This is a genomic window from Leeuwenhoekiella obamensis, assembly GCF_055391795.1.
On record NZ_AP029251.1, the window covers coordinates 1,082,781 to 1,108,194 of the forward strand.

At 39.9% G+C, this 25,414-nt stretch carries 21 protein-coding genes; 4 read left to right on the forward strand and 17 right to left on the reverse strand.

All coding sequences use genetic code 11. The features are described 5' to 3' along the window. Window position 1: 1 nt before the first annotated feature. The 7 genes from ACZ5L8_RS04815 to thrA form a co-directional block, all read right to left on the reverse strand. Window positions 2–2,974, reverse strand: coding sequence for an amidohydrolase family protein (locus tag ACZ5L8_RS04815; protein WP_464440149.1), 2,973 nt, complete (start codon window positions 2,972–2,974; stop codon window positions 2–4). A 77-nt stretch (window positions 2,975–3,051) separates the two neighbouring features. Then, on the reverse strand, window positions 3,052–4,125 hold the full coding sequence (locus ACZ5L8_RS04820) for a DUF3810 domain-containing protein (RefSeq protein ID WP_464440150.1): 1,074 nt from the start codon (window positions 4,123–4,125) through the stop codon (window positions 3,052–3,054). Between the two features lie 3 nt (window positions 4,126–4,128). Further along, window positions 4,129–4,935 carry a sugar nucleotide-binding protein gene (locus tag ACZ5L8_RS04825; RefSeq protein WP_464440151.1) on the reverse strand — a complete coding sequence of 269 codons (807 nt, stop codon included), beginning with the start codon at window positions 4,933–4,935 and terminating at the stop codon, window positions 4,129–4,131. Between the two features lie 39 nt (window positions 4,936–4,974). After that, entirely contained in the window at window positions 4,975–6,057 is a 1,083-nt protein-coding gene (gene gcvT / locus ACZ5L8_RS04830) for a glycine cleavage system aminomethyltransferase GcvT (RefSeq protein ID WP_464440152.1), read from the reverse strand. Between the two features lie 308 nt (window positions 6,058–6,365). Beyond that, complete coding sequence (thrC, locus tag ACZ5L8_RS04835) at window positions 6,366–7,664, reverse strand: threonine synthase (protein ID WP_464440153.1); 1,299 nt, start codon at window positions 7,662–7,664, stop codon at window positions 6,366–6,368. Between the two features lie 85 nt (window positions 7,665–7,749). Next, window positions 7,750–8,673: a homoserine kinase gene (locus ACZ5L8_RS04840; protein WP_464440154.1), complete on the reverse strand. Its 924-nt coding sequence runs from the start codon at window positions 8,671–8,673 to the stop codon at window positions 7,750–7,752. 3 nt (window positions 8,674–8,676) lie between these two features. Continuing rightward, window positions 8,677–11,115, reverse strand: coding sequence for a bifunctional aspartate kinase/homoserine dehydrogenase I (gene thrA / locus ACZ5L8_RS04845; protein WP_464440155.1), 2,439 nt, complete (start codon window positions 11,113–11,115; stop codon window positions 8,677–8,679). 337 nt (window positions 11,116–11,452) lie between these two features. On the opposite strand from thrA, the gene ACZ5L8_RS04850 reads away from it, so the two are divergent. Next, window positions 11,453–13,003 carry an NAD(P)H-hydrate dehydratase gene (locus tag ACZ5L8_RS04850; protein ID WP_464440156.1) on the forward strand — a complete coding sequence of 517 codons (1,551 nt, stop codon included), beginning with the start codon at window positions 11,453–11,455 and terminating at the stop codon, window positions 13,001–13,003. Between the two features lie 3 nt (window positions 13,004–13,006). On the opposite strand, the gene ACZ5L8_RS04855 is transcribed toward ACZ5L8_RS04850, so the two are convergent. The 6 genes from ACZ5L8_RS04855 to ACZ5L8_RS04880 all read right to left on the reverse strand — a co-directional run bounded on the left by ACZ5L8_RS04855 (window position 13,007) and on the right by ACZ5L8_RS04880 (window position 18,132). Continuing rightward, entirely contained in the window at window positions 13,007–13,531 is a 525-nt protein-coding gene (locus ACZ5L8_RS04855) for a DUF6787 family protein (protein WP_464440157.1), read from the reverse strand. A 38-nt stretch (window positions 13,532–13,569) separates the two neighbouring features. Then, complete coding sequence (locus ACZ5L8_RS04860; protein WP_464440158.1) at window positions 13,570–13,998, reverse strand: DUF6146 family protein; 429 nt, start codon at window positions 13,996–13,998, stop codon at window positions 13,570–13,572. Window positions 13,999–14,087: 89 nt separating this feature from the next. Next, complete coding sequence (locus ACZ5L8_RS04865; RefSeq protein WP_464440159.1) at window positions 14,088–14,726, reverse strand: DUF937 domain-containing protein; 639 nt, start codon at window positions 14,724–14,726, stop codon at window positions 14,088–14,090. 115 nt (window positions 14,727–14,841) lie between these two features. After that, complete coding sequence (locus ACZ5L8_RS04870) at window positions 14,842–15,795, reverse strand: D-2-hydroxyacid dehydrogenase (RefSeq protein ID WP_464440160.1); 954 nt, start codon at window positions 15,793–15,795, stop codon at window positions 14,842–14,844. A gap of 19 nt (window positions 15,796–15,814) precedes the next feature. Beyond that, the gene (serC, locus tag ACZ5L8_RS04875; protein ID WP_464440161.1) at window positions 15,815–16,879 is read right to left on the reverse strand and encodes a 3-phosphoserine/phosphohydroxythreonine transaminase; all 1,065 of its coding nucleotides are present in this window, start codon (window positions 16,877–16,879) and stop codon (window positions 15,815–15,817) included. Window positions 16,880–17,067: 188 nt separating this feature from the next. After that, on the reverse strand, window positions 17,068–18,132 hold the full coding sequence (locus ACZ5L8_RS04880; protein ID WP_464440162.1) for an acyl-CoA reductase: 1,065 nt from the start codon (window positions 18,130–18,132) through the stop codon (window positions 17,068–17,070). A 71-nt stretch (window positions 18,133–18,203) separates the two neighbouring features. On the opposite strand from ACZ5L8_RS04880, the gene ACZ5L8_RS04885 reads away from it, so the two are divergent. Next, the gene (locus ACZ5L8_RS04885; protein ID WP_464440163.1) at window positions 18,204–18,554 is read left to right on the forward strand and encodes a 4Fe-4S dicluster domain-containing protein; all 351 of its coding nucleotides are present in this window, start codon (window positions 18,204–18,206) and stop codon (window positions 18,552–18,554) included. Window positions 18,555–18,628: 74 nt separating this feature from the next. Here the strand turns inward: ACZ5L8_RS04885 and ACZ5L8_RS04890 are convergent, their stop codons facing one another. Both ACZ5L8_RS04890 and ACZ5L8_RS04895 read right to left on the reverse strand, forming a co-directional pair. Beyond that, on the reverse strand, window positions 18,629–19,168 hold the full coding sequence (locus tag ACZ5L8_RS04890; RefSeq protein WP_464440164.1) for a hypothetical protein: 540 nt from the start codon (window positions 19,166–19,168) through the stop codon (window positions 18,629–18,631). Window positions 19,169–19,315: 147 nt separating this feature from the next. Next, a complete protein-coding gene (locus ACZ5L8_RS04895; RefSeq protein ID WP_464440165.1) occupies window positions 19,316–19,819 on the reverse strand; it encodes a hypothetical protein in 504 nt (167 codons plus the stop codon). Between the two features lie 214 nt (window positions 19,820–20,033). Here ACZ5L8_RS04895 and ychF point away from each other — a divergent pair, with 214 nt between their 5' ends. Continuing rightward, window positions 20,034–21,128 carry a redox-regulated ATPase YchF gene (gene ychF / locus ACZ5L8_RS04900; RefSeq protein ID WP_464440166.1) on the forward strand — a complete coding sequence of 365 codons (1,095 nt, stop codon included), beginning with the start codon at window positions 20,034–20,036 and terminating at the stop codon, window positions 21,126–21,128. Window positions 21,129–21,207: 79 nt separating this feature from the next. Here the strand turns inward: ychF and ACZ5L8_RS04905 are convergent, their stop codons facing one another. Next, complete coding sequence (locus ACZ5L8_RS04905) at window positions 21,208–21,618, reverse strand: glyoxalase (protein ID WP_464440167.1); 411 nt, start codon at window positions 21,616–21,618, stop codon at window positions 21,208–21,210. Window positions 21,619–21,770: 152 nt separating this feature from the next. On the opposite strand from ACZ5L8_RS04905, the gene ACZ5L8_RS04910 reads away from it, so the two are divergent. After that, a complete protein-coding gene (locus tag ACZ5L8_RS04910; protein ID WP_464440168.1) occupies window positions 21,771–23,129 on the forward strand; it encodes an NAD-dependent succinate-semialdehyde dehydrogenase in 1,359 nt (452 codons plus the stop codon). A gap of 83 nt (window positions 23,130–23,212) precedes the next feature. Here ACZ5L8_RS04910 and ACZ5L8_RS04915 read toward each other — a convergent pair whose 3' ends face one another. Beyond that, window positions 23,213–25,381, reverse strand: coding sequence for a TonB-dependent receptor (locus tag ACZ5L8_RS04915; protein WP_464440169.1), 2,169 nt, complete (start codon window positions 25,379–25,381; stop codon window positions 23,213–23,215). Window positions 25,382–25,414: the final 33 nt, after the last annotated feature.

A 25,414-nucleotide genomic window follows, 5' to 3' on the forward strand; every position in this document is an offset into this window, starting at 1 on the left:
CTTAGTGTATTGTTTCCATTGTATCGCAGGTCATCTGCTGATCTTCCTTCTTCTTAGCTGGCTGAGTTTTTAAACCTTTGTTTTTTGCTGCAAGCATCATTGTAGTAAGTTTATTTTTCTCTTTTTCCAACTCTTCGCGTAGTTCTTGATCTCTCTCGATATCAAAATAAGTCACACCTTCTATCATAGTTTTTTCCGCAACAGCGGTAACAGATAAAGGATTAGCTGACCAAAGTACAAGATCTGCATCTTTACCTTCTTTGATACTTCCTGTTCTGTCATCTATATGAAGAAGTTTTGCAGGGTTGATAGTAACAAACTTCCATGCTTCTTGCGGCTCAACGCCACCATATTTAATGGTCTTAGCTGCTTCTTGATTAAGACGACGGCTCATCTCTGCATCATCACTATTAATGGCAACTGTAATTCCTTGACTGTGCATGATTGCAGCGTTGTAAGGGATGGCATCATTTACCTCATATTTATATGCCCACCAGTCGCTAAAAGTAGATCCACCTACACCGTGCTCTTTCATCTTGTCTGCTACTTTGTAACCTTCAAGAATGTGAGTAAATGTGTTTATACGGAAGTCAAATGATTCTGCAACCTTCATAAGCATGTTGATCTCACTTTGTACATAACTGTGACTTGTGATAAATCTTTCGCCATTAAGGATCTCAAGAAGAGTCTCTAGCTCATAATCCTTACGATATGGCTGTCCACTTGCTTTAAGCGCTCCATATTCTTTTGCCCTCTGAAAGTAGTCTACAAAAACCTGCTCAACACCCATACGTGTTTGCGGGAATCTGTTTCCGTCCCAGTTTGATTGTTTTACGTTTTCGCCAAGAGCGAACTTGATAAACTTAGCATCATCAATAACCATATCGTCAATTGATGATCCCCATTTTAATTTCATCACAGCAGATTGTCCGCCGATAGGGTTTGCAGAACCGTGTAAAAGCTGAATTGTAGTTACACCACCTGCAAGATCTCTGTAGATCGCAACATCATCTGGATCAACCACGTCGCTCATTCTTACTTCTGCAGAAGAGTTGTGACCGCCTTCATTAATGCTAAATGCAGCAATATGCGAGTGCTCATCAATAATACCAGCGGTTAGATATTTTCCAGTAGCGTCAACTACTTTTGCACCGCCAGCGCTTAGGTCTTTACCTATTTTAGCGATCTTACCTTTTTTAACAAGAACGTCTGTATTTTCTAAAACACCAGCTTCATCACTGGTCCATACAGTAGCGTTTTTAAATAATACAGTTTCTTCTTCTGGTTTTTGGCTAAAGCCAAAAGCAACATTAGGGTAGCTCAAAGGAAGAACTTCTGGTGCTTCAGTAGCATCTTCTTTATCCTCGTCATCGCTATCTTCTTTTTCAGCCGAAGCAGTTTTTGTAGCATTGAAAGCTACTTCGCTACCATCAGCTTTGATCGCTTTACCTACAAGTTTACCATCTTCGTCAGCTTGCGCGATAAGTCTGATAAACTCTTTCTTGTCTGTAGCAGGACCGGTGAAAGTGATATTTGCCCAACCGTCTGCATAACTGATCTTAGCGCCTCTTTTTGAGTCACCTTCTACAGTTACACGAGGTTTTTCGGTAGAACCAGAGATCTTGATAGAAACATCACTACCGTCAAGGTTTACTGTGTAGCTACCATCAATATCAGTGATCGCATAATCGTTAAGTACATTTTTAGAACCTTGAACCCAGTTTTCATATATCACTGTTTCCTCGTCAAACATTTCACCAGAAGTGATAAGGAAGTTTGCCCAAGCACCAGTTTTGATAGAGCCTATTTCTTCAGATTTGTTTAAGAATCCTGCAGGAATTGTTGTTAGAGCAGCCATCGCTGTTTTCTCATCAAGACCATACTTAATAGCAGTTTTTACTGCGTCAAGTAATTTATCTGGGCTTTTAAGATCGTGAGAAGTCAAAGCAAAAGTTACACCTGCTTCAGCTAGTTTAGCTGGGTTAGTAGGCGCTTGATTCCAATGTTTCATTTCGCTAAGCGAAACAAAACTAGCTTGATAAGGATCTTCTACATCATACGCATCAGGAAAATCTAATGGAAGTACAAATTTTGCACCTGTAGCTTTGATCTCACCTACACGCTTGTATTCATCTCCACCACCTACAATGATCCAGTTAGTTCCTGTTTCTTTTGCAAGGTTACTTACACGTAGATCTGCATAAAGACCATCTGCAATAAAGAATTGTGGAAGACTTTTGTTTTTGTTAAGCGCTTCAAGCGAAAGGTCTTTCGTGTCAACGTTACCACCTGCATACCAATCTGCATCAACATAAAGTTGTCTAACTAGTGCAGTCATACCCATTACAGAGCTAGGGTAAGATTGAGAAGACAGGTTGCTTCTTTCAAAAGAGAAAAACTCAGAAGCCTCTGTGTCTAGAAGTCTGTTGCCGTTGTCTCCTTCTTCATTAAGCGTTACAAGCACACTGGTGCCACGCGCAATGGCATCTTGTTTGTGTGCATTTACAACACCAAATCCAGCTTTAATGTAACTATCTGCGTCACGGCTGCTGAATTTAAAATCCTCAAGAGCGTTTGTCTCAGGACGAATGTGATCATTCCAGTAATATCCATCTCGTGACGGACCGTACTGTGCGCTTCTTCTAAAACCTTCTCTAGAAGGAGCCTCAATTCCAAAACCAGAATAAAGCTCTACAAAAGAAGGGTAGATGTGCTTACCTGCTAAGTCTACAACTACAGAGTTTGCTGGTGTAGTTGCGCTTTTTCCTGCAGAAACGATCTTTCCGTTTTGAATTACAAGAGTTGCATTTTTAATAGTTTCACCGGGACTTGGGTGAAGCGTTACGTTTTTAAACACGGTATAATTCGTGTTTTTGCTGGCTTTTACACCATCGTTTTTTGGGAAGTAATCCTGCGCCATTATGGGTATGGCCAAGAAACTGAAAATTCCCAAAAGCAGTAGCTTTTTAATCATATCAGTTAATTGTTTTAGTGTATCCTTAAAGATAAAATTTAATGAATTTTTAAGGGTCGTTTAAGGATTTTTTAACACTAAGGCAGTTGTGTGCTGCTATTGAAGTAGTTGACTAGCAAAGCCACGACATAATTGTAGCTCATCATTCCGTCTGGTTGATTGTTAACCTTTAAATACTGCCCGTAGAAGATTTCGAGGAGTGGTTCTAAAGGATTTTCATGTTCTAGCCAGAAGTCATAAGATTCCTGATAGTTTTTAAGAATTCCTGGGCGAATTTTTGCTCTTAATATCTTACCGGCTTGCGGATTTCTCAAGTACACTTCGCTTAGGCAATAGCGCAAAGCAAAAATGTATCCTGAATACTTAAAATATGGATCAGGATTATTTGTCGTCGCCATAACGCCGATGAAGTTTGCTTCATTTTCTTTAGCAAAACCCAGTTGATGTCCCTGTTCATGACAACTTACAAGTGGCCAGCGATGTTTAGGGATCATTCCATTTACTTGAGCTTCGTTTGTTATAGGATTAAGATAACCGCTAAAACCCATGATCGTTAGTGGATATCTAAACAACGAATTCTTAATGCTCTTTGGCGGATAATCCAGTTTTGGGAAATTGTCTTCTGTGATGTTATAACCCGTGAGTGTTTTGCCAAACACTTCGTCAATATCGTCTTTAAAAACTACTGCGAGGCTATCGTCTGGCTGCAACTCTTCATGCAGCGTGTTTGCTCTTTTAATTATGCGCTGCGTCAAGCTAATTAAGGCTTCGGTAGAATATTCACTTTCTATTTTTAAAGCTTTGTGTAGCGGCTCGCGGTAGTAATTCAAACCCCATAAAAAATGGAATGAGAAATACACAATATTGGCGATCAATAAACCGTCTCTTATAAATTTTCCGCTGTTGCGAAAACGTCTCTTAAACAATTTGGCTACAGCCAAAACAAAATAAATTATAGCAACGCCATAAAATACATCGCCTACTGAAAATGGTATCCAACCCAGAATGTAGCGCTCAAATTTAGAAAGATAGGGGTAGAGGCCGTTAGCATAATATTGCTCGATCCATGCCGGATTTGCTGCTGCCCATTTGATCAAAAAAATCTGAATAACCAGAAGCGCGGCATAGATCAGGATCTTTTTGATTTTCATAGTTTAATAGGCTTGAGATTCTGCTACGACTTCCTCATTTGTGATATTTAAATGTTCTGGAAGTTTGTTGTCTCGCGGCAGTACGGCAAGATAGCGATCGTAGTTTGATGTGTAAACCATTTTATAATTTGGTTCACGTTTAAGGTCAAGATTTGTGATCACTTCGCTCATCAACTCTTGATGATGAATAAGATCTCTGCTTCCCAGATGAAAAATACCGTTTAAATTGCGGTTTAAGATATAATGTATTTGCTGAGAGAATTTGCGATCTGTCGTGCTATTGATGATAAGATGCGGAAAAACTTCAATAGGTTCACCAAGCAAAACCTGATTTTTGATCTCTTTTACACGTGGAGAATTCTTGCCAAAAACCATAGGTAAACGCACCACGGCATATTGCTTTTCGGGCAAATTGCGTAAGAAGAAGTTCTCGCAGCGTATCTTCAGTTTCCCAAATTTACTCTCAGAAAATGTCTTGTCAAGTTCGTAAGACGGGTAGTTTGTAAATGCGTCAAAAACATTAGAAGACGATACATACACCACAAAACATTCCGCCCGAGCGGCATAATAACTTAAATGCTCATGCATCTCAACCTGAGCATCAAAATCGCCACGCACGGTAGAAATGATGATATTTGGCCTGATCTCGTTTAAAAGTGTATAAATATCATCCTGCACCATATCAAAATGGATATAGTGTTTATTGTCAGAATATATTTTGCCTGTATGATAGGTGCCATAAGTATCATAATAGCGATACAGCTCTTTATAGAGCGCGCTGCCCAGGAAACCACTGGCACCTAAGATCAATATTTTAGGAGACTTAGGAATAGACTGAAATTTTAAAGTTTACCCTTTGTAGAAAGGTAATTTTACAACGGTAGCAGGTATCGCTTTCTTGCGTACTTGGATTAAAATTTCTGTTCCGGCTTTCGCCAAATCACTAGGAACATAACCCAAACCAATACCTTTGCTCAATGATGGAGACATAGTTCCAGAAGTCACTTCGCCAATTACATTACCATCAGCATCTACGATCTCATAACCATGACGAGGGATACCGCGACCTTCTAGCTCAAAACCTACAAGTTTGCGATCAGGACCGTTCTCTTTTTGCGCTTGTAGCGCTTCACTATTTACAAAGTCTTTAGTGAATTTTGTGATCCAACCTAAACCTGCTTCAATAGGAGAAGTAGTATCATTAATGTCATTACCATAAAGGCAATAACCCATTTCAAGACGCAAAGTATCACGTGCTGCAAGACCTATAGGTTTGATTCCAAATTCAGCTCCAACTTCAAAAACTTTTGCCCAGAGTTGCTCTGCCTCGCTATTCTTACAATAGATCTCAAAACCGCCACTACCTGTATATCCTGTAGCGCTGATAATCACATGCTCAATTCCTGCCATAGGCGCAACTTCAAAGTGATAGAACTTTATTGCAGATAGGTCTACATCTGTCAATGCCTGTAAAGCTTCGGTAGCTTTAGGTCCTTGAACAGCAAGTAAAGAATAGTCATCAGAGATATTTCTCATCTCTGCACCATCTACATTGTGTTTTTCTATCCAACTCCAATCTTTATCGATGTTTGAAGCATTTACCACAAGTAAATATTGCTCTTCCTTCATACGATACACGATAAGGTCATCTACGATACCACCATCTGCATTAGGCATGCAGTTGTATTGCGCCTGGTTAATAGCGATCTTAGAAATATCGTTGCTACATACTTTTTGAAGCAGATCAAGCGCTTGCGGACCATTAACCAAAAATTCTCCCATGTGCGAAACATCAAAAACGCCCACGCCATTGCGTACCGTTTCATGTTCAGCATTTACGCCTTCGTATTGTACCGGCATATTGTAACCAGCAAACTCTACCATCTTGGCGCCCAGAGACTCGTGTATATGTGAAAGTGCAGTGTTTTTCATCGTTCAATTTTGAGAGTGCAAATGTACTCAAATTGCAAAGAAAAACACTTGATGAGTATAAGTGTTATTTTGATGTGGCTTTCGCCAAAAGATAAACCTCACAGGTTTTGAAAACCTGTGAGGTTTGCTAAGAAATGTTCAAATCTGGCTTTCGCCAAAAACAATAGGTTGTTATAACTTTTGAATCTTCATCATTCTTAATTTACTTCAGAATCTCATGCTGCTTGAAACAATTAATAATAAGAACCTGAATCAAGTTCAGGTTGACGGAATCAAATTATATAAAGCCTATCAATATTTGAAAGTAATTACTTCAATAAATACGCTTTTAAATCATCATATGTTTTAATCTTAGTCGCCACTTTTTCTTTGTCCATGACTTCTTTGATTTGCTCAGGAATCTCGATTTCCTTATCAATTACGTCATTTACAACGGGTAAGAATTTTACAGGATGCGCAGTTTCTAAGAAAATCCCATAGGCTTCAGGATTGTCTTTGAGATAGTTCTTTAATCCTAAATATCCCACAGCGCCGTGCGGGTCTGCTACATAACCGGTTTCGGCAAAAACGGTTTGCATAGCCTCACGGGTTTCAGCATCAGAGTAGGAGTATGAGGATAGCTTTCGCGAAAGCGCCTCAAAATCATTATCAAACAACTGCTGAATCCTGATAAAGTTACTCGGGTCGCCCACATCCATCGCATTACTTATCGTCGCCACAGAAGGTTTAGGAGAATATTTCCCCGATTTTAAAAACTCAGGAACGATATCGTTGCTATTCACCGAAGCCACAAAATGCTTCACCGGCATACCTAATTTATAAGCGACCATCCCGGCACAGATATTCCCAAAATTCCCACTAGGAACAGAGAAAACAAGTTTTTTGCCATGTTTTTTGGCCTGTTTGTACGCAAACATGAAATAGAACATTTGCGGTAACCAGCGTGCAATATTTATGGAGTTGGCTGACGTCAATTTCCTCTCAGAAGTGATACTCTCATCTAGGAAAGCTTGCTTCACCATGCTTTGACAATCATCAAAAACGCCATCAACTTCTAGTGCAGCGATGTTTGCTCCCAGCGTGGTCAATTGCTTTTCCTGAATATCGCTCACCTTTCCGCTAGGATAAAGAATAACAACATCAACGCCGTCAACATTTAAAAATCCGCGAGCCACAGCGCCACCGGTGTCACCACTGGTCGCGACAAGTACCGTGACGTCTTCTTTATTCTCATTTTGCTTAGAAAAATAACCTAGGCAACGCGCCATAAATCGTGCGCCAACGTCTTTAAATGCCATCGTTGGTCCATGAAAAAGCTCTAGCGTTGCGACATTCTTTTCAATTTCTACAATTGGAAAATCAAAAGAAAGTACGTCTTTAATAATCGCTCTCAATTCATCATCAGGAATTGCACCTGCCACAAACTGATGAATCGCTTGAAATGCGATTTCGTGGTCGTCCATTTCCTCGATATTCTCAAAAAATGAATCGGGTAGTGGACTTATTTTTTCTGGAAAATACAATCCTTTATCTGGCGCTATTCCTCGAGTTACTGCTTCTTCAAAGCTTGTAACTGGCGCTTTTCCGTTAAGGCTATAATAGTTCATTGTAGTTGATTTGTCAATTAATCAATATGTTGATTTGATAATTAGCGAATTGAATATTCATCATTTCTCGCTCGTCCTTCGTCATTTATTCAATCACCTTATTTCCGTGTTTTGAAACCTTGCTTACGTAGCTGTCTGCCTCAAGATCTACAGTTTGTAGTTTACTTTTTAATTCGGTTTCTACCGCTTTCGCGGAAGCTTCTCCTTTACAAAGCGTAAACATCGAAGGTCCTGAACCACTTATCCCAAATGCCAATCCGCCGGCTTCTAAAGCTGTTTGTTTTAATACATCAAAATGCGGAATCAACTGTTTGCGATACGGCTCTATCAGTGCATCTTTTGTCGCAGCTTTTATCAATTCATAATCGCTAGAATATAGTCCGGCGACAAGGCCGGCGAGATTACCGCTCTGTGATATTGCGCTTTGCAGCGAAACCTCCTTCGGTAGAATTTCGCGGGCTTCTTTTGTTTTTATCTCGATATGCGGATGAATAATCGTTGCATACAATTCGTCAGGAACCGGAAGCTCAACGATATTCAGCGGTTGATAGCCGGTAATGAGCGTAAAACCTCCATACAGGCAAGGCGCAACGTTATCAGCATGCTCATTTCCGCTGGCAAGCGCTTCACCTTTCATGCCCAGTTTTGTGAGCTCCAGATTAGAAAGCTTAGTTTCTAGAAACTGATTGATGCCATAAACGATTCCGGCAGCACTCGCAGCGCTACTTCCCACGCCACTTCCTAGACGGATGTTCTTGTAAATCTCTACTTCAAAACCATAATCTGGCGCCAAATACTCTAACATCGCCAATCCCGCGACGCCTACTACATTTTCTTCAGCTTTCGCCGAAAGGCTGGCTCCCACGATTTTTGTGATATGAATGCCCGGTTTGTCAACTTTAGAAAGTACAAGTTCATCGCCTAGACCATCTAAGGCAAAACCAAGAACATCAAAACCGCAATTGACATTGGCCACCGTAGCTGGTGAAAAAACTCTGATTTTTTCCATCGTTTACATATTGCGGGTTCTCATCACATCGCTGAATAATCCTGAAGCCGTTACATCACCACCAGCACCGGCACCTTTAACGATAAGCGGTTGCTCTGGGTAACGGTCTGTAAAGAAAAGTACAATGTTGTCTTTTCCCTCAAGATTATAGAATGGATGCCCTTGTGGTACGGCTTGCAAACCAACATTTGCTTTGCCGTTATCAAGTTCAGCTACGTATTTAAGACGTTTTCCTTCCGCGGCAGCGTCACTTACCAATTTCTCAAAATGGTCAGCGTCTGTTTTTAATGTTTCAAAGAAATCATCAACCGAGTCAGAATTTAGGTTTTCTTCTGTCAAGAAAGGTTTGTTCTTGATATCCTCAAGATTCATTTTCAGTCCGCTTTCACGGGCTAGAATCAATATTTTACGAGCAACATCTACACCGCTTAAATCGATGCGTGGGTCAGGCTCGGTATAACCTTCTGCTTTGGCTTGCTGAACGACGTCATGGAAATTTCCGCCTGGAGCGAAATTATTGAACACAAAGTTCAAACTTCCAGAAAGCACCGCTTGTATCTTACGAACCCTGTCTCCAGAAGCAATCAAGTTATTCAGCGTGTCGATGATAGGTAATCCCGCACCAACGTTAGTTTCAAATAGGAGCGGAGCGTTGTAATCTTTACTAAGTTTTTTAAGCTCAGCATACTTCTCATAATCTGATGAAGCTGCGATTTTATTACAAGCCACCACGGCGATACTTTGCTTTAAATATTTGCCATAGATATCAGCAACTTCAGCATTTGCGGTAATATCCATAAAAATACTGTTACGCTGATTCAGTGCAACGATTGCTTCATAATATCCTTCAATACTTGCCGGTGCTCCTGCATCAAGCACATCTTGCCATTTGTCTAGGTCGATACCATCTTTCTGGATTACCATTTTGCGACTGTTGCTCAAACCAAGAACACGCAGGTTTACGTTGAGTTCGTCGCGCAGGTATTTTTGCTGTTGCTGGATTTGTGCTAAAAGTCTAGAGCCTACATTACCCACACCAGTGATAAAAAGGTTCAATTGCTTGCGCTGTGCTTCAAAGAAAGCTTCGTGCAACACGTTTAGCGCTTTTTTCACGTCTTTCTCAGCGATGACTGCACTTATGTTTTTCTCACTAGCTCCTTGCGCAATAGCACGGATGTTGACGTTATTTCGCCCTAGCGTACTAAACATTTTACCGCTGATTCCCTGGTGGCTTTTCATACGGTCGCCCACAAGCGCGATAATGCTCAGATGTTTTTCAACCACAAGCGGCTGAATTTTATTAAGGGAAATTTCGTTTTCAAACTCAGTATCCACGGCGCGTTTAGCAGCTTCTGCATCATCTTCCATAACGCCTAGACATATGCTGTGCTCGCTAGACGCTTGTGTGATCATTATTACATTTATGGCTTTCGCCGAAAGGGTCTCAAATAAACGCTTGCTTATTCCTGGGATTCCTACCATACCGCCACCTTCTAACGTAAGAAGGGCAATGTTGCTGATGTTACTCAACCCTTTTATAGGACTGCCGTTGCCAATATCACTATTGTGGATCTTGGTTCCCGGAGCATCTGCTTCTAAGGTGTTTTTAATGAGTATCGGAATGTTCTTTGCCATCACCGGTACGATTGTAGGAGGATATAAGACTTTAGCACCAAAGTGAGAAAGCTCCATCGCCTCATGATATGATATAGAATCAATAGGGCGAGCTTGTTTTACCATTTTAGGATTTGCGGTAAACATACCGCTTACATCTGTATAGATCTCTAGCTGTTTTACATCTAAGGCTGCTGCAACAATAGCTGCCGTAAAATCAGAACCACCACGTCCTAGTGTTGTTATCTCGCCATTTGCAGTACTTGAGATAAAGCCTGGCATTACCGTGATCTGGTGATTTGCTCTGCTATAGTAATAGTTTAACTGATTGTTTGTAACGCTGTAATCTACAGCTGCTAGCGTATGATTATCGTTTGTAGTGATCAGGTCTCTACTATCTTTTTTTACAGCGTCAAGACCTTGAGCTTGTAATGCGTGAGCAATAAGTGTAGAAGACATGATCTCGCCATAGGCAGAGAGTTTGTCTTTAGTTTTTGGCGAAAGCTCGTTGATCAAATAGATACCTTGAAGTAAAGAATCTAGATCGTCGAGTAAACTTGTGATCTCTTCTTTTACCGCTTTGTTTTTTGGAACAATGCCTTTAGTGAAATCAAGATGTTTCTGCTTTATAGCATTAAAAGTATCTACGTAGCTTTCTTTATGACTCGCTTGTAAACCTGCTTCTAAGAGCATATCTGTGATACCACCAAGTGCAGATACAACAACGATTATTTTTTCTTTCTGTGCGGCTTCAGATGATATTTGAAGCACTTTATTTATGTTTTCAACACTGCCTACGGAAGTGCCACCGAATTTGAGAACTCGCATGGTTCAAAGGTTTTTAAAGAGATTGCGTTTGAGTTTTTTTCGTGTAAAACGAAATAAGGACGAAGGTTATATTTTAAAGAGCATACCCCAAAGGGGTAATAATAGTAATAATGATAGCAACTGTACCAAGAATGGTAGCAGGGGAAAAATATGTATTTGTAGTTGCGGTCATTATTGTAATCCTGTTGCTATCAAAAGTATTATTTTTACTTACAAAGGCAAAGCAATACATCATTTTTGAGGATTTAATACCCATCTAGAGATACACGGGTTTTTCCATAATAATACTTGCTTTATCCTTAATTCTTTATGAATCCTTCAATAAATCGTATTAGAAATGAAGATATTATCGCTGGAACAATTGCGCCAGGCAGACAAAATAACCATTGAAAAAGAAGATATTAATAGTATTAACCTCATGGAGCGTGCTGGTGGGTATGCTTTTCAATGGATTCATCAGCGGCTGCAAAATGGGCCGGTTCCTATTAAAGTTTTTTGTGGTATTGGTAATAATGGTGGCGACGGACTTGTAATTGCCAGATATCTTATTGAGAATAATTATCACGTTACTACATATGTTGTAAACTACAGCGATAAGCGCAGCGAGGATTTTCTTAAAGCGTATGATTCTTTAAAGAATGCTACTAAAAACTGGCCTATAACCTTAAGAGAAGGTGATGATCTGCCAGAAATAGACGAGAGAGATCTTGTTATTGATGCTGTATTTGGGATAGGTCTTAATCGCCCAGCGCCGCAATGGGTGCAGAATCTTTATAAAAAGATCAACGCTTCACAAGCCTATATTTTAAGTATTGATATGCCATCTGGTCTTTATATGGATAAAGCTCCTGCTAAGAATGAAGAGATAATTCATGCGACTACGGTTCTTACCTTTCAAGTACCTAAGTTGGTTTTCTTCTTGCCAGAGACGGGTAAAATGTTCAATGGCTGGGAAATTCTGGATATTGGTCTGGATAGAGAATATTTGGCTACAGCCAAATCAAACACACTGTTAATAGGGAAGGAGCACGCTGTGCAATTGTACAGACCACGACCTAAGTTCTCACATAAAGGCATTTTTGGTCATACGGTCATCGCCGGCGGAAGCTATGGAAAAATGGGAAGTGTAGCCATGAGCACAAAAGCAGCGCTTAGAACTGGCGCTGGACTCGTAACGGCTTATATTCCGCAGTTGGGAGTTGATATTTTGCAAACTGCAATTCCTGAGGCCATGGTAGAGGCAGATCGTCAAAACGGGAAATTTATTGAAGAATTTGATATCGACGCAGATGCTGACATTATTGGCGTAGGTATGGGTATGGGAACTGATGATGCCACAGCAAAGGCCTTTGGTGAGTTTCTTCAGGAAAATGATGAACCTTTAGTAATTGATGCAGATGGTCTCAATATCTTGGCAAAGAATCCAAAATTTCTAGAATTTTTACCCGAAAAAACAATTCTTACTCCGCATCCTAAGGAGTTAGAGCGCTTGATAGGCGAGTGGGAAGACGATTTTGATAAACTTAAAAAGGCACAGGCTTTCGCCAAAAAGTATAAACTCATTCTGCTAATCAAAGGTGCGTACACCTTTATAATCCATGAGGATATGATGTATATAAACACCTCAGGAAATCCTGGGATGGCAACAGCTGGAGCCGGTGATGTCTTAACTGGGATTCTTACCGGTTTGCGTGCGCAAAAGTATGATGCGCTTGATGCTGCGATTTTCGGAGTGTATTTGCATGGTAGCGCGGGCGATATTGCTTCAAGTAAGTTGGGCTATGAGTCAGTGATCGCGGGCGATATCATTGAAAATATCAGTGAGGCTTTTAAAGAGCTTTTTGCTCAGCCACAACAAAACCCTCAGGAGCAAGGGCAGAGAAGATAGATTCTATTTTTGGCTTTCGCCAAAAAGAAATCCTAAGCCCATGCGGCTCCACATCTTTTTGGCAAAATTGAAAAAGAAAGTGAATTGCCCAAAGATCCATCCCACGATAAGCAATATAACTTGATAGATAGGAAAAATGATCAAAATGCGCAATGGCCAGTAAATCCATCCGGAAGTAGTATCACGTCCTAAGCCTATAAAATCCATTAACGGACTTGAGATCCTTCCGGCGGTAGAGCCAGTAACGGCAAAGGCTATAAAAATGGCTATGAATTCCCAGCGCGCATCAACCTTCCAGCGGCCTTCTAATTTTTTAAAACAATAGAGGCAGATCTTAATAATTAGCCAAGTAAGTATAAATGTTAACGCGATCAATACTGGCAGCGTAGCTTTCGCCGAAAGGCTAAAACCAGATAAAATTCTATCTGCAATAAGCCAACCGCAAAATAGTGACAATATCACACCTAGAATTGGGTGAATGAGTTGCCAGTTTTTTGAGATTTCCCAGTGTTGTTTAAATCGCTTCACGAAGCAAATATAGTGCGCATTTTTTAAATAGAATCATTCTAAATTCGGGTAGAGACACTAAATCGCTGATTGTAGGTGCGAGCAAAATACACAAAGTAGTAATACAGCTTGTAGTTCACTTCATAACCATAATCTATATGCGGACTGTAATCTATGCGCTGTGGATAAAGTTCTGGGCCGTACATTGAGGGTTGCATCACGCGGCTGTTGTAATCTGCCACGAGAAAACGGTTTTTATTCTCTAGATAGCTTTGTGAGTAAAAACCTTCTGGTCTTGCCTGGCTTGCTAAAAATGAATTAAAACCTGGCTCTATAATAATGATCTCATATTCTAAGCTATCGTTAGTAATGCGCACGGTGTCATTACCGATGGTATTTGCTTGCATGCCATTTGCATCATTGTTCTTAGTTGTAGCGCAGCCATAAACGAGGAGAAGCGCTAAAACCACGTAGAGTGTAGTTTTCATAACCCGGTTTTTACTAAATATACGAACTAATACAGTGTATGGAAACTAAAAAAGCTGCATTAGCAGCTTTTTAAGAATATTGCCTGAGGTTATTTACCAAAGAGACCGCCAAGCATTCCGCCTAGGCCACCGGCATCCTTTTTCTTTGAGCCAAGAACCATATCTGCAACATCATCTAGAACGCTGCCATCGCCGTCTTGATCAATAAGACTGGTGATGAGGTTTTGATTTTCTTGTGGTTGTCCACCTAAAAAGCTTCCTAACAGTGACGACAGATCATTACCATTATCAATGTTGTTTTCTCTCTTCTGTTTACCAATAAGTCCTAGAAGTACAGGTGCTGCGATTTTTAGGATTTTTGCAACTGTACCAGCGTCAAGACCGGTTTTTGCGCTCAATGTGCTTTCTACAGCAGATTGTTTGCCGCCTAGAATGTGACCTAAAATTCCTGCGCCGTCACTCATTACATCTTTATCTACACCGCCGCCTAATATACTACCAAGATTATTTAAGATCCCACCATCGTGTTTACCGCTTCCTAAGGCGCCCAGTAAACCAGAAGCTCCTTCTGGAGTAGATGCATTTTTTTTCATCGCTCCCATAAGTAGCGGTAATCCCATACTTAGAACGCTTGCTGTTTGATCTTTTGACGCGCCTGTTTCTTCGCTGGCACCGTTGATTAATTTTTGACCTATTTCGCTGTTAAGCAAATCTAATATTCCAGACATGATTTATGTTTTTTTGATTCGATTGATTAAATATAAAAAGAACTGAAAAAATAATACGATTAAAATAAAAAAGTGAGCCGTTAAGCTCACTTTTAATATACTGATAGATCAATTATTAACTATTGAAAATAGCTTTGATTTGATCAGCTAGTTCTGTACCTATACGATCTTGTGCTTCGTTTGTCGCAGCACCAATGTGTGGAGATAAAGAAACTTTTTGGTTCATTAAGACTTTGATAGCTGGTTTTGGTTCGTTTTCAAAAACGTCAAGACCTGCAAAAGATAATTTACCAGACTCTAAAGCATCAACAAGAGCAACCTCGTCTACAACACCACCACGAGCAGCGTTTACAAGACCAGCACCGTCTTTCATAAGTTCTAATTCGCTTTTACCGATAACATATTCCTTCTGAGCAGGAACGTGTAAAGTAATAAAATCTGCTTCTTTAAGAACGTCTTCTTTACTTTGACTCTTAAGGTCAAAAGAAACGGTCTGACCGTCAAAGAAATTGAGACTTACAGATGCAGTTTCCATAAATGGATCGAAGTAAATAACCTTCATCCCAACGCCTAGAGCAACTTTTGCGGTTGCCTGACCAATACGGCCAAAACCAATAACACCTAATGTCTTACCACGCAGCTCAACACCTTTGGCGTAAGCCTTCTTAAGATCTTTAAATTTGCTATCGCCATCTAATGGCATGTTACGGTTAGAGTCATAAAGGAAACGTACACCGTTAAACAAGTGAGCAAAAACAAGTTCTGCTACAGACTCTGATGAAGCGGCTGGAGTATTGATCACAGATAGACCTTTGTCTTTTGCATACTGTACATCAATATTATCCATACCTACACCGCCACGACCTATAACTTTAAGGCTAGGGCAAGCATCGATAAGTTCTTTGCGCACAGTGGTTGCACTACGCACAAGAATAACCGTAATTTCATTTTCGTTTATAAAGTTGGCAAGCTGCTCTTGAGCAACTTTTGTGGTGTTTACATCAAAACCTGCAGCTTCTAGAGCATCTACACCGCTTTGAGAAATACCATCATTTGCTAAAACTTTCATGTTTTAATATTTTGGTTTGTTATGCTTTTCTTTCTAGTTCGCTCATTACATCTACAAGTGTACCCACGCTTTTAAGACTTAATGCGTTATACATAGATGCTCTGTAACCACCTACGCTGCGGTGACCGTTAAGACCGTTAATCCCTGCTTCTTTAAGCATGGTATCAAAGGTTTCTTTAAGATTATCTTCTACGATATTAAAGGTTGCGTTCATCGCGCTACGATCGTCGATCTCTGCATATCCTTTAAACAATGGGTTGATGTCGATCTCAGAGTAAAGCAGTTTTGCTTTCTTCTCGTTTTCTTCTTCAATAGCAGCGATACCGCCTAATTTCTTAAGCCATCTCATCGTTAATAGCGAAGTATAAACCGCAAAAACAGGAGGAGTGTTAAACATACTTCCTTTGCTTATATGCGTAGCATAATCTAGCATAGAAGGGATCTGGCGAGTTACTTTGCCTAAAATATCTTCATTGATCACAACTAGCGTTGTACCAGCAGGACCCATATTTTTTTGAGCACCAGCATAAATAAGATCAAATTTTGTAAAATCTAGCTTACGCGAAAAGATATCAGAACTCATGTCTGCTACCATTGGGCAGTCTACATCAGGAAATTCTTTGATCTGCGTACCAAAAATGGTGTTGTTTGTAGTAAGGTGTAAATAATCTATATCCTTAGGAACGCTATATCCTTTAGGGATATAATTATAGTTTTTGTCCTTAGAAGAAGCAACTTCTACAACTTCGCCAAAAAGCTTAGCCTCTTTAACTGCTTTATCACTCCAAGTACCTGTGTTGATATAACCTGCTTTGTTTTCTAGCAAGTTGTAAGCAGTCATTAAAAACTGCATACTAGCACCACCTTGTAAGAATAGCGCTTTATATCCTTTTCCCTGTAGGTCTAGAAGCTCTAGCGCAAGTTCGCGCGCTTCTTCCATAACATCTACAAAGTCTTTGCTACGATGCGAAATTTCAATTAAAGAAAGTCCTAGATTATTAAAGTCTAATATTGCCTGAGATGCTTGTTGAAATACCTCTTGAGGCAGGATGCATGGTCCTGCACTAAAATTGTGTTTTTTCATCTGTAAAATGATTTTTCGGTCAGATGGTTTTTATTGGTTTTGAATTTTGAAAATTAATCAATTCAAAACATTTTGTTGGTCAATTTTAGGTTTAATTACATGAATTTATAACCTAATAATTGACAGCTGCAAAGATGTTTAATGTGAGAAGAATAGCAGCTGAAAAATCAATAATTAAAACTCTATTTCTAAGAGATTTTTGATAAAAATTCAATGGAATCAACACCATCTGCATAATCCCAAAGATTTGGCTGCTGCGCCTGCCCAAAGGGAATCTCATTCTCATCAAAACCATCAGCAACAATACATTGGATCTTTTCGGCCTGGGCGTCTAAATGAGATTTAAGTTTTGCCGTGTCTTGATAAGTTTCATAAAAGATCACCGCAATAGGCGAGGAGAAGTTCTCATCCTCTTTTAAAACCACAAAATTGTTATCAAGCACAGGAAACAAACTCATTAAATACACCGCCTTGTTATAGTCATAATTATTGGCGTATTTATGATGATCTATAAGGTAACCTTTGTTCACGATCGACTCAAAGAAATCCTTAAAATCATAACCCTGCGGCACAAATAATTTTGAAACGCTGCGACATCCCATCCCAAAGAAGGTAAAAATATCGTCGCCTAGCGATTGTAGTTGATCTTTAGTCTCTTTGCCGGTTAACACTGCCACACCATTGCGGCTGCCGCGTATGATGCTAGGTTTGTTTCTGAAGTAATATTCAAAATAGCGAGAGGTGTTTGTGCTACCCGTTGCGATCACCGCATCAAAGTTTTCTAATTTCGCTTTCGCGAAATCTACGCTGCCTGTAAAACCAGGTTCGATCTCACAAAGAATAGAATGTAAATAAGGTAACAAGAATTGATCATCACTACTCAATTTGATCAAAGCTTTGTGTCCTGTGATCAAAACAGAAAGATAATCATGAAAACCTACCAGCGGTAAATTACCCGCCATAATTATTGCGACGGTTTGCTGTTTAGGTTTGTCAATTAAAGAGTAGGGGTTAAGCCAAGTATTTAGATTTTCAGCTGTAAGTGCGTCTGCCCAATTTTTTAAAGCAAATCGCACATGATCGTTTGTAAACCAGGCGTTAGAAACTTTAGATCTTATGATGATCTCATTAAGATCTGCAGCAGAATTTTCAAGTATTTGTAAGCTATCAACGTTTGATGCGTCAAAATCTAAAAATTTCTGCAGGTAATTACCCAGTTTTGCGAAAGCGGAAATTCTTTGTTCTAAATTCATAAATGGTTTGGCAGGATGAGGTTCAACCCTTAATTTTGCCCACAAAAGTAAGTATAAACTAAAGAATAAGCATGGCTATCATTATAACAGACGAATGCATTAACTGTGGGGCTTGTGAACCAGAGTGCCCTAACACAGCAATTTATGAAGGTGCAGATGACTGGCGCTATAATGATGGAACTGATCTTGAAGGAGATGTAGTGCTTCCTGATGGCAAAAGCGTAAACGCTGATGAAGCTCAGGAACCTATAAGCGACGAGATCTATTACATCGTGCCAGATAAATGTACTGAGTGTAAAGGTTTTCATGAAGAGCCACAATGTGCAGCGGTTTGCCCTGTAGATTGTTGTGTGCCTGATGAGGATCATGAAGAGACTGAAGAAGAACTTCTAGCTAAGCAGGCATTTATGCATCACGAATAGCATTGCAAGCATAAGCATAAAGAAAGCCCGGCAAATTTTGCCGGGCTTTTTATTTTTTGGCCTTGAGCCAAATATTAATTTACATCGATCATAAAGACTTCTTCGTCTTCCTTAGTTTTTTTTGCTTTACCGTTGATCGTAAAATTCTTTACAATAATTTCATCTGTAGCGTTGTCATAAGTTTCAACCACTAGATTACCATTTGCATCAAAGTGGGCAAAAGAAGTTCCTTCTTCGTCCATATAGATATATCCTGCGTTACTCAATTTACGCAGTTTTGCCATAGGCGTTTTAGTTTCTCCTTCTACAGCGACAAAATTGTATCCTTTAGCATTTTGTTCTAATGCGTATGAATTTCCTTCATTAGAGTAGATCACATCTGTTTTAATGGTTGCTTGCGTTGGCACCATTCTTTGATTCACTTTACCGGCATCACGAGGATCTAGTTTTACATCCTTTGTAGCAACGGTCTTGATTTTCTTAGTGACGTTAGTAGTTGTATCTCTACCATTGTTAACGGTAGTTTTTGTAGTTACTATTTTTTCTACTTTATCTTCTTGAGCAAAGGCTGTTACAGATAACGCCAGTGCACCTATTAGCAATAGATTTTTCATGTTTCTTATAATTTAGTAATTCAAAATTACCTAGAAGCTTTGTTAAGAATCTACAACGACTTGCTAATCTTAGCCTAAATTCTTTTGGCTTTAAGCCAAAAAAAAAGCCTCCCGAAGGAGACTCTTTAATTTATCTTGTGAGATATCTTACATGTCAGAGCTGTTGTCTAGCGCGTAAGTCTCTACCATTACTTTATCAGATTTTACATCGTGAGTCTTTACTACAAGGTCACCATCTGTGTTAAAGAAAGCGTAAGAAGACATAACACCATCGTCAAAATAGTAAGCAAGACCGTTTTTCTTAGCCTTAAGGTTAGCATCTCCTGCGTTCATAGAACCGTTGTAACTGTTGTTTGTGTTCTTAAGAACATACTTAGTTCCACCAGTTGAATAAACTACTTCTCTTTCATAAGTTGAAGAAACTTCCTCTAGGTTTTGATCTTGTTGACCTCTATCTGAAGCTTCAAACTTAGAAGTCTTTTTCCATGTGATGTGCTTTTCACGAGTAAGCTCGCTTGTACCATCTACGCTACCTACAGCTTTAATAGAGATGGTTTGCTCTGCATCAACGTCATCTTTTACAGTTCCTTGTGCAAAAGAAGATACAGTTGCGGTTAGTGCTAGACCTAATACTAGGGTAAATTTTTTCATAATTAGATTGCTTTATAGTTATTGATAATTGCAAAAATAAATCTTAGTGACAAATGTAATAGCTTGAAATGTTAAAAAAGTTAAAAGCAATGTGAAATTTCTGATAAGAATAAATCCTTTTATTATTTCACTAAGCATAGTGCTTTTAAATATTCACAGCCATTATCATTAGCATCTTTACTATATTTGCGGCCGTTAAAAATAAGGACAAATAATGAAAGCAGGAATCGTAGGCCTACCAAATGTTGGAAAATCCACTCTTTTTAATTGTTTATCTAACGCTAAGGCGCAAAGTGCAAACTACCCGTTCTGTACTATTGAGCCTAATATGGGTGTGGTAAACGTACCAGATCCACGTTTAGCAAAACTAGAAGAACTGGTAAATCCAGAGCGTGTAGTGCCAGCAACTGTAGAGATCGTAGATATCGCTGGTCTTGTAAAAGGAGCAAGTAAAGGTGAAGGTCTAGGAAATCAATTCTTAGCAAACATACGTGAGACAGATGCGATTCTTCACGTGCTAAGATGTTTTGAGAATGATAACATCACTCACGTAGATGGTTCTGTTGATCCAGTGAGAGATAAAGAGACTATAGATATTGAGCTACAGCTTAAGGATCTTGAGACCGTTGAAAAGAAACTGGAGAAAGTTTCTCGTGCTGCACGTACAGGTCAGAAGGAAGCTCAGGCTGAAGAAGCATTACTTAAAACTATAAAAGCTGGTCTTGAAGAAGGAAGATCTGTAAGAGCTTTAGATTTTGATGAAGATACTTACGAAGAGTTCGTAAAACCATTACAGTTAATTACAGATAAACCTGTACTTTATGTTTGTAATGTAGAAGAATCTTCAGCGGTTTCTGGTAACGCTCATGTAGAAAAGGTACGCGAACTAGTAAAGGATGAGAACGCAGAGGTTCTAGTTCTTGCAGTTGCGACAGAGGCTGATATTAACGAACTAGAAGATTTTGAAGAGCGCCAAATGTTCTTAGAAGACGTCGGTCTTGATGAGCCAGGATCTTCAAAATTGATCCGCTCTGCTTACAAACTGCTTAATCAGCAAACATATTTTACCGCTGGTAAGAAGGAAGTTCGCGCCTGGACGGTAAACATCGGTGCGACTGCGCCACAAGCTGCTGGTGTGATTCACACAGACTTTGAAAAAGGTTTCATCCGTGCAGAAGTGATCGGTTATGAAGATTACGTGCAGTTTGGCAGCGAAGCAAAAGTTAAAGAAGCTGGTAAAATGGGAGTAGAAGGTAAAAACTATATCGTTAAGGACGGCGATATCATGCACTTCCTTTTCAACGTATAATTTCGTTTTACTTTAAAACATAAAAACCCACAAGGTCATTGACTTTGTGGGTTTATTTTTTTGGCTTTAAGCCAAAATATTATGCCAAGATAGGTTGCCTGTCTAGCAATTGTATCTGGCTTTGCAAACGTTCTCTCACGATATTCATCATGCGTTTGTTTAACGCCGAAGAATTCTCGATATACTTAAGGTATTCATCAACCGTAAATTGGCCAATGATCATTCCCTTTAAACTATTTCTAAATTTAATATCCTTCTGTATAGCGTTTGCGATGTAGTTTAATCGCTTCTCTAAAGTTAAGGTGTAAAAGACATTTTTGTGTTTCGCCACATAGTTTCGAAAAGCTTCAATAAGCAAATCGTTTTGAAGTTTCGCCACGGGGCGCAGAGTCTGATTTTGAAAACGCTCATCATCACTCATATTTGCATGAATTTGCGCATTCGGAATTTCAGGTCTGATTGCTAGTAGGTTATGGTCTCTGTCAATCATTTTTGAAAGTGGTTTTTTAAAATTACACAGAATGATCGTTCACGCTGCAAGTTCGTCATCTTACTTTTCAACCGGTTGTAAACAACGTTAAATCACTCTTAATCCACCATAATTTCTGCGGGCTAACGGGTAATTTTATGAAAAATTCAAAGATGATTACTTCGATCAATCCATATACCCAAAAGGAAGAGTTTAAAATTAAGTCCTTCACAAAAAAACAAGTGAATGACGCTATCAATGCAGCAGATAATAGATTTCGCTCATGGCGAAAAACATCCTTCGCTGATCGTAAAAAGCTCATGCTTGCCGCAGCTGCAGAACTTAAAAAGAACGCTCGCGAATATGCAGAAGCAATGACGCTAGAAATGGGTAAACCCATCACCCAAGCCATCGCCGAAGTTGAAAAATGTGCCTGGGTTTGTGAATATTATGCTGAGAATGCAGAGAAACATTTGGCTGATAAAACAATCGAGACAGATGCGCACGAAAGTTATGTGAGCTACGAACCCATAGGTGTTGTGCTCGCCGTCATGCCATGGAATTATCCGTATTGGCAAGTGTTTCGTTTTGCTGCTCCTGCGCTTATGGCGGGTAACATTGGGATTTTAAAGCATGCTAGCAATGTGATGAAATGTGCAGAGAATATTGAGAAGATCTTTAAACGCTCAGGTTTCCCAGAAGGCTGTTTTACAAATCTTCCTGTGGGCAGTGCAATGATTGAAGATGTGATCAAAAATCCTAAGGTCAAAGCGGTAACCTTAACGGGTAGCAAACCTGCTGGCAGTGCAGTGGCAGCCACTGCTGGCGCAGAAATTAAGAAGTCGGTTCTTGAACTGGGCGGAAGCAATGCGCTTGTCGTTTTTAAGGATGCAAATATTGAAGAAACGGTTAAAACCTGCGTGCAGGCGCGGTTTCAAAACACAGGACAAAGCTGTATTGCCGGTAAACGCCTATTGTTGCATAAGAGTATCGCAGAAGATTTTACAGCGCAATTTGTGAAGGCTGTACGCGAATTAAAAAGCGGTGATCCTATGGATGAGGAAACGTACATAGGTACGCTTGCGCGAAAAGATCTCGCCGAAGATCTTGAAAAACAATTGGCGGCATCGGTTAAGGCTGGAGCAAAGGTCTTGCTAGGCGGCAATCGCCAGAATGCTTATTTTGAACCTACGGTGGTGGGTGACGTAACTTCAGGCATGACGATTTTTAAAGAGGAAACCTTTGGGCCGGTGATCGGGATTACTGTTTTTGAATCTGATAAAGAAGCTGTCGACTTGGTAAATATGAGCGACTTCGGACTCGGAGTTTCTATTTTTACAGAAGATTTGGCGAAAGCCAAAACATTAGTACCGCAGTTTGAAGACGGCGCTGTGTTTGTAAACGAACTCGTAAAAAGTGATCCTCGCTTACCCTTCGGCGGAACCAAGATTTCTGGCTACGGCCGCGAACTCTCTGATGACGGGATCAAGGAGTTTGTAAACAAGAAAACAGTTTATTTTAATAAATACTAATATAGTTTTTGACTATAATCTAACTACAACATTTTAATATAAAACCCGCCAAGAGTGCTCTTGGCGGGTTTTATATTTTTAATTTATAACTTTAATTTAAAACCACCGTTGATCACAAAGCCATCAACGGGAGCGTAAATATCTCTGAAATTCGGGTCATTCCGCGTACCGGTATAAATTGTGTCAAAGTGGGATTGACGCGTATCTAAAAAGTTTTCAAAATTGAGAAATATTGAAAATTTCTCACCGAGTTTCTTTTCGGTCATCACGCCTAAAATCCAATAGGATTGACCGGTGGTGCCGTCATTCAACTTCTGCGGACTGTAATAATATCCTTCTAAACCTATCCAGAAGTTGTCGTGTTTTTCATACATCAACACATTATTCAATCGATGCTGGGACACTAAAGGATATTGCTCGCTTGCCCCGTTGTAATGCTGATTGACATCTGCTAGGGTATATCCCACAAACAGTTTAAAGTCTTTATATTTCCAGCGCATGTTTGCTTCAATCCCATTACTTTCAATATGACCGCCCGGTTGAACAAATTCATATAATGCTCCTGAGGTGCGGTTTAGAACTAAAGGATCGTCAATACGCGTGTAAAATAGAAGAACGTTAGTTGATAAATTCAGGTCATTAGTGATTGACCATTTGTAATTTCCGTCTAGGTTAAAGCCAAGCGAACGTTCAGCGTCAGTCTTGTCAATATTAATGGGTCTTACACTTCTAAACTGCAAGCGCTCCACATCTTCAGTAAAAACTGTGGGCGTTTTATAGCCCATACCGCCACCTATTCTAAAGGTGAGCAAGTTAGTAGGCTCAAACATCAACGATAAACGGGGTAAAACAAACACACCATAATCGCTCTGGTAATCGGTGCGCAAACCGGTTTCTAGCGTCCATTGTTCTTCAATATCCCAGATGTTTTGAGCAAAAATTCCAGCGGTATAATTGTTAAAACTTAGGTCCTGAGCGGGATCACCTTGTTGTTGTTTAAAATTTTCGGTCCATAAGTTAGCGCCGGCAACCCATTCTGTATTGGTTAAACTTGTAGCAATATTGACTTCAGAGAACGATGAAGTCTGCCTTCCGGCGAAAGCGTAACTGGGAATTTCAATTTCACGTTCAAAAATGCTGATACTATTTTTAACCGTTAGTTCCGTGTTATCGCTTAACTTATGATTACCCAATAATTGAGTTGAAAGTCGATCTGTTTTATTCCGCTCAAAATAACCGGTTTCACTATCGCCTTTTACATAGTCCATCGCGCCACCCAGGCGGTCCTCGTTTACATAGTTAAAACCTACATTCAAATTGGTTTTCTCATTGAGATACAGATAAAACTTTGGATTCAACGTAAAACGCTCAAATTTTGGAATAGCCGTCAGTCCATTATTTGCGGGGTCGTAAGGTGTTCCCAGATTATAGGAAGCAAAGACGGTCGTTCCGGTTTTACCGTATTTTTGGGAGTAAAATCCGCTAAGGTCCAGTCCTAGAGCAGAAGTCCCATTTGCCATAAAACTCAATTCGGGTTCGTCTTCTGGAGTTTTTGAGATCAGATTGACGAGTCCTGCAATTGCTCCGCCACCGTAAAGGGTAGACGAAGCTCCTTTTATCACCTCAACTTGTTTGAGGTCTAGCGGGGCGATCTGCATCAAACTCAGTCCACCAGAATATCCAGAGTAGAGAGGCAGTCCATCTCTTAACAATTGCGTGTATTTACCGTCTAATCCTTGAATACGAATGCTAGAATTGTAACTGGTTGTAGAGGTTTGCTGCGTTTGAATCCCCGTACTTTCATTGAGCAACATCCGGATATCGCCCGGTTTCATATTGCCTTTTTCGGTAAGTTCTTCGCCGGCAATAAATTCCAAACGTGTGGGAATATCTTGAAAGGTACGCGAACTACGGGTAGACTGGATCACGACTTCTTCCATTTCTTCTTCTGCGTGATGCAGGTAAAACGTCTGATCGTTTTCTTCCGCACTCAACGGAAAAGTTCTGGTGATGTTTTGGGTTTCAAAACCCACATAGCGCAGCTCAAGCGAATAGGTTCCGTTAGGAATATTCTCGATGCGCACGAGTCCTTCAGCGTTAGAAATTGCGCCTTTATTTAATGCTTTGATACTTACCGAAACTCCGTAAAGCGGTTCTTGCGTTTCGGCATTTTTAAGGGTTGCCACAAAGGTATTTTGGGCAAAAGCCGCACTGCAACACAGCAGCAACAGCCATAAATGAAGATGTTTCATTTAAAGAATTTAAGATGATTAAAATGAGATTTC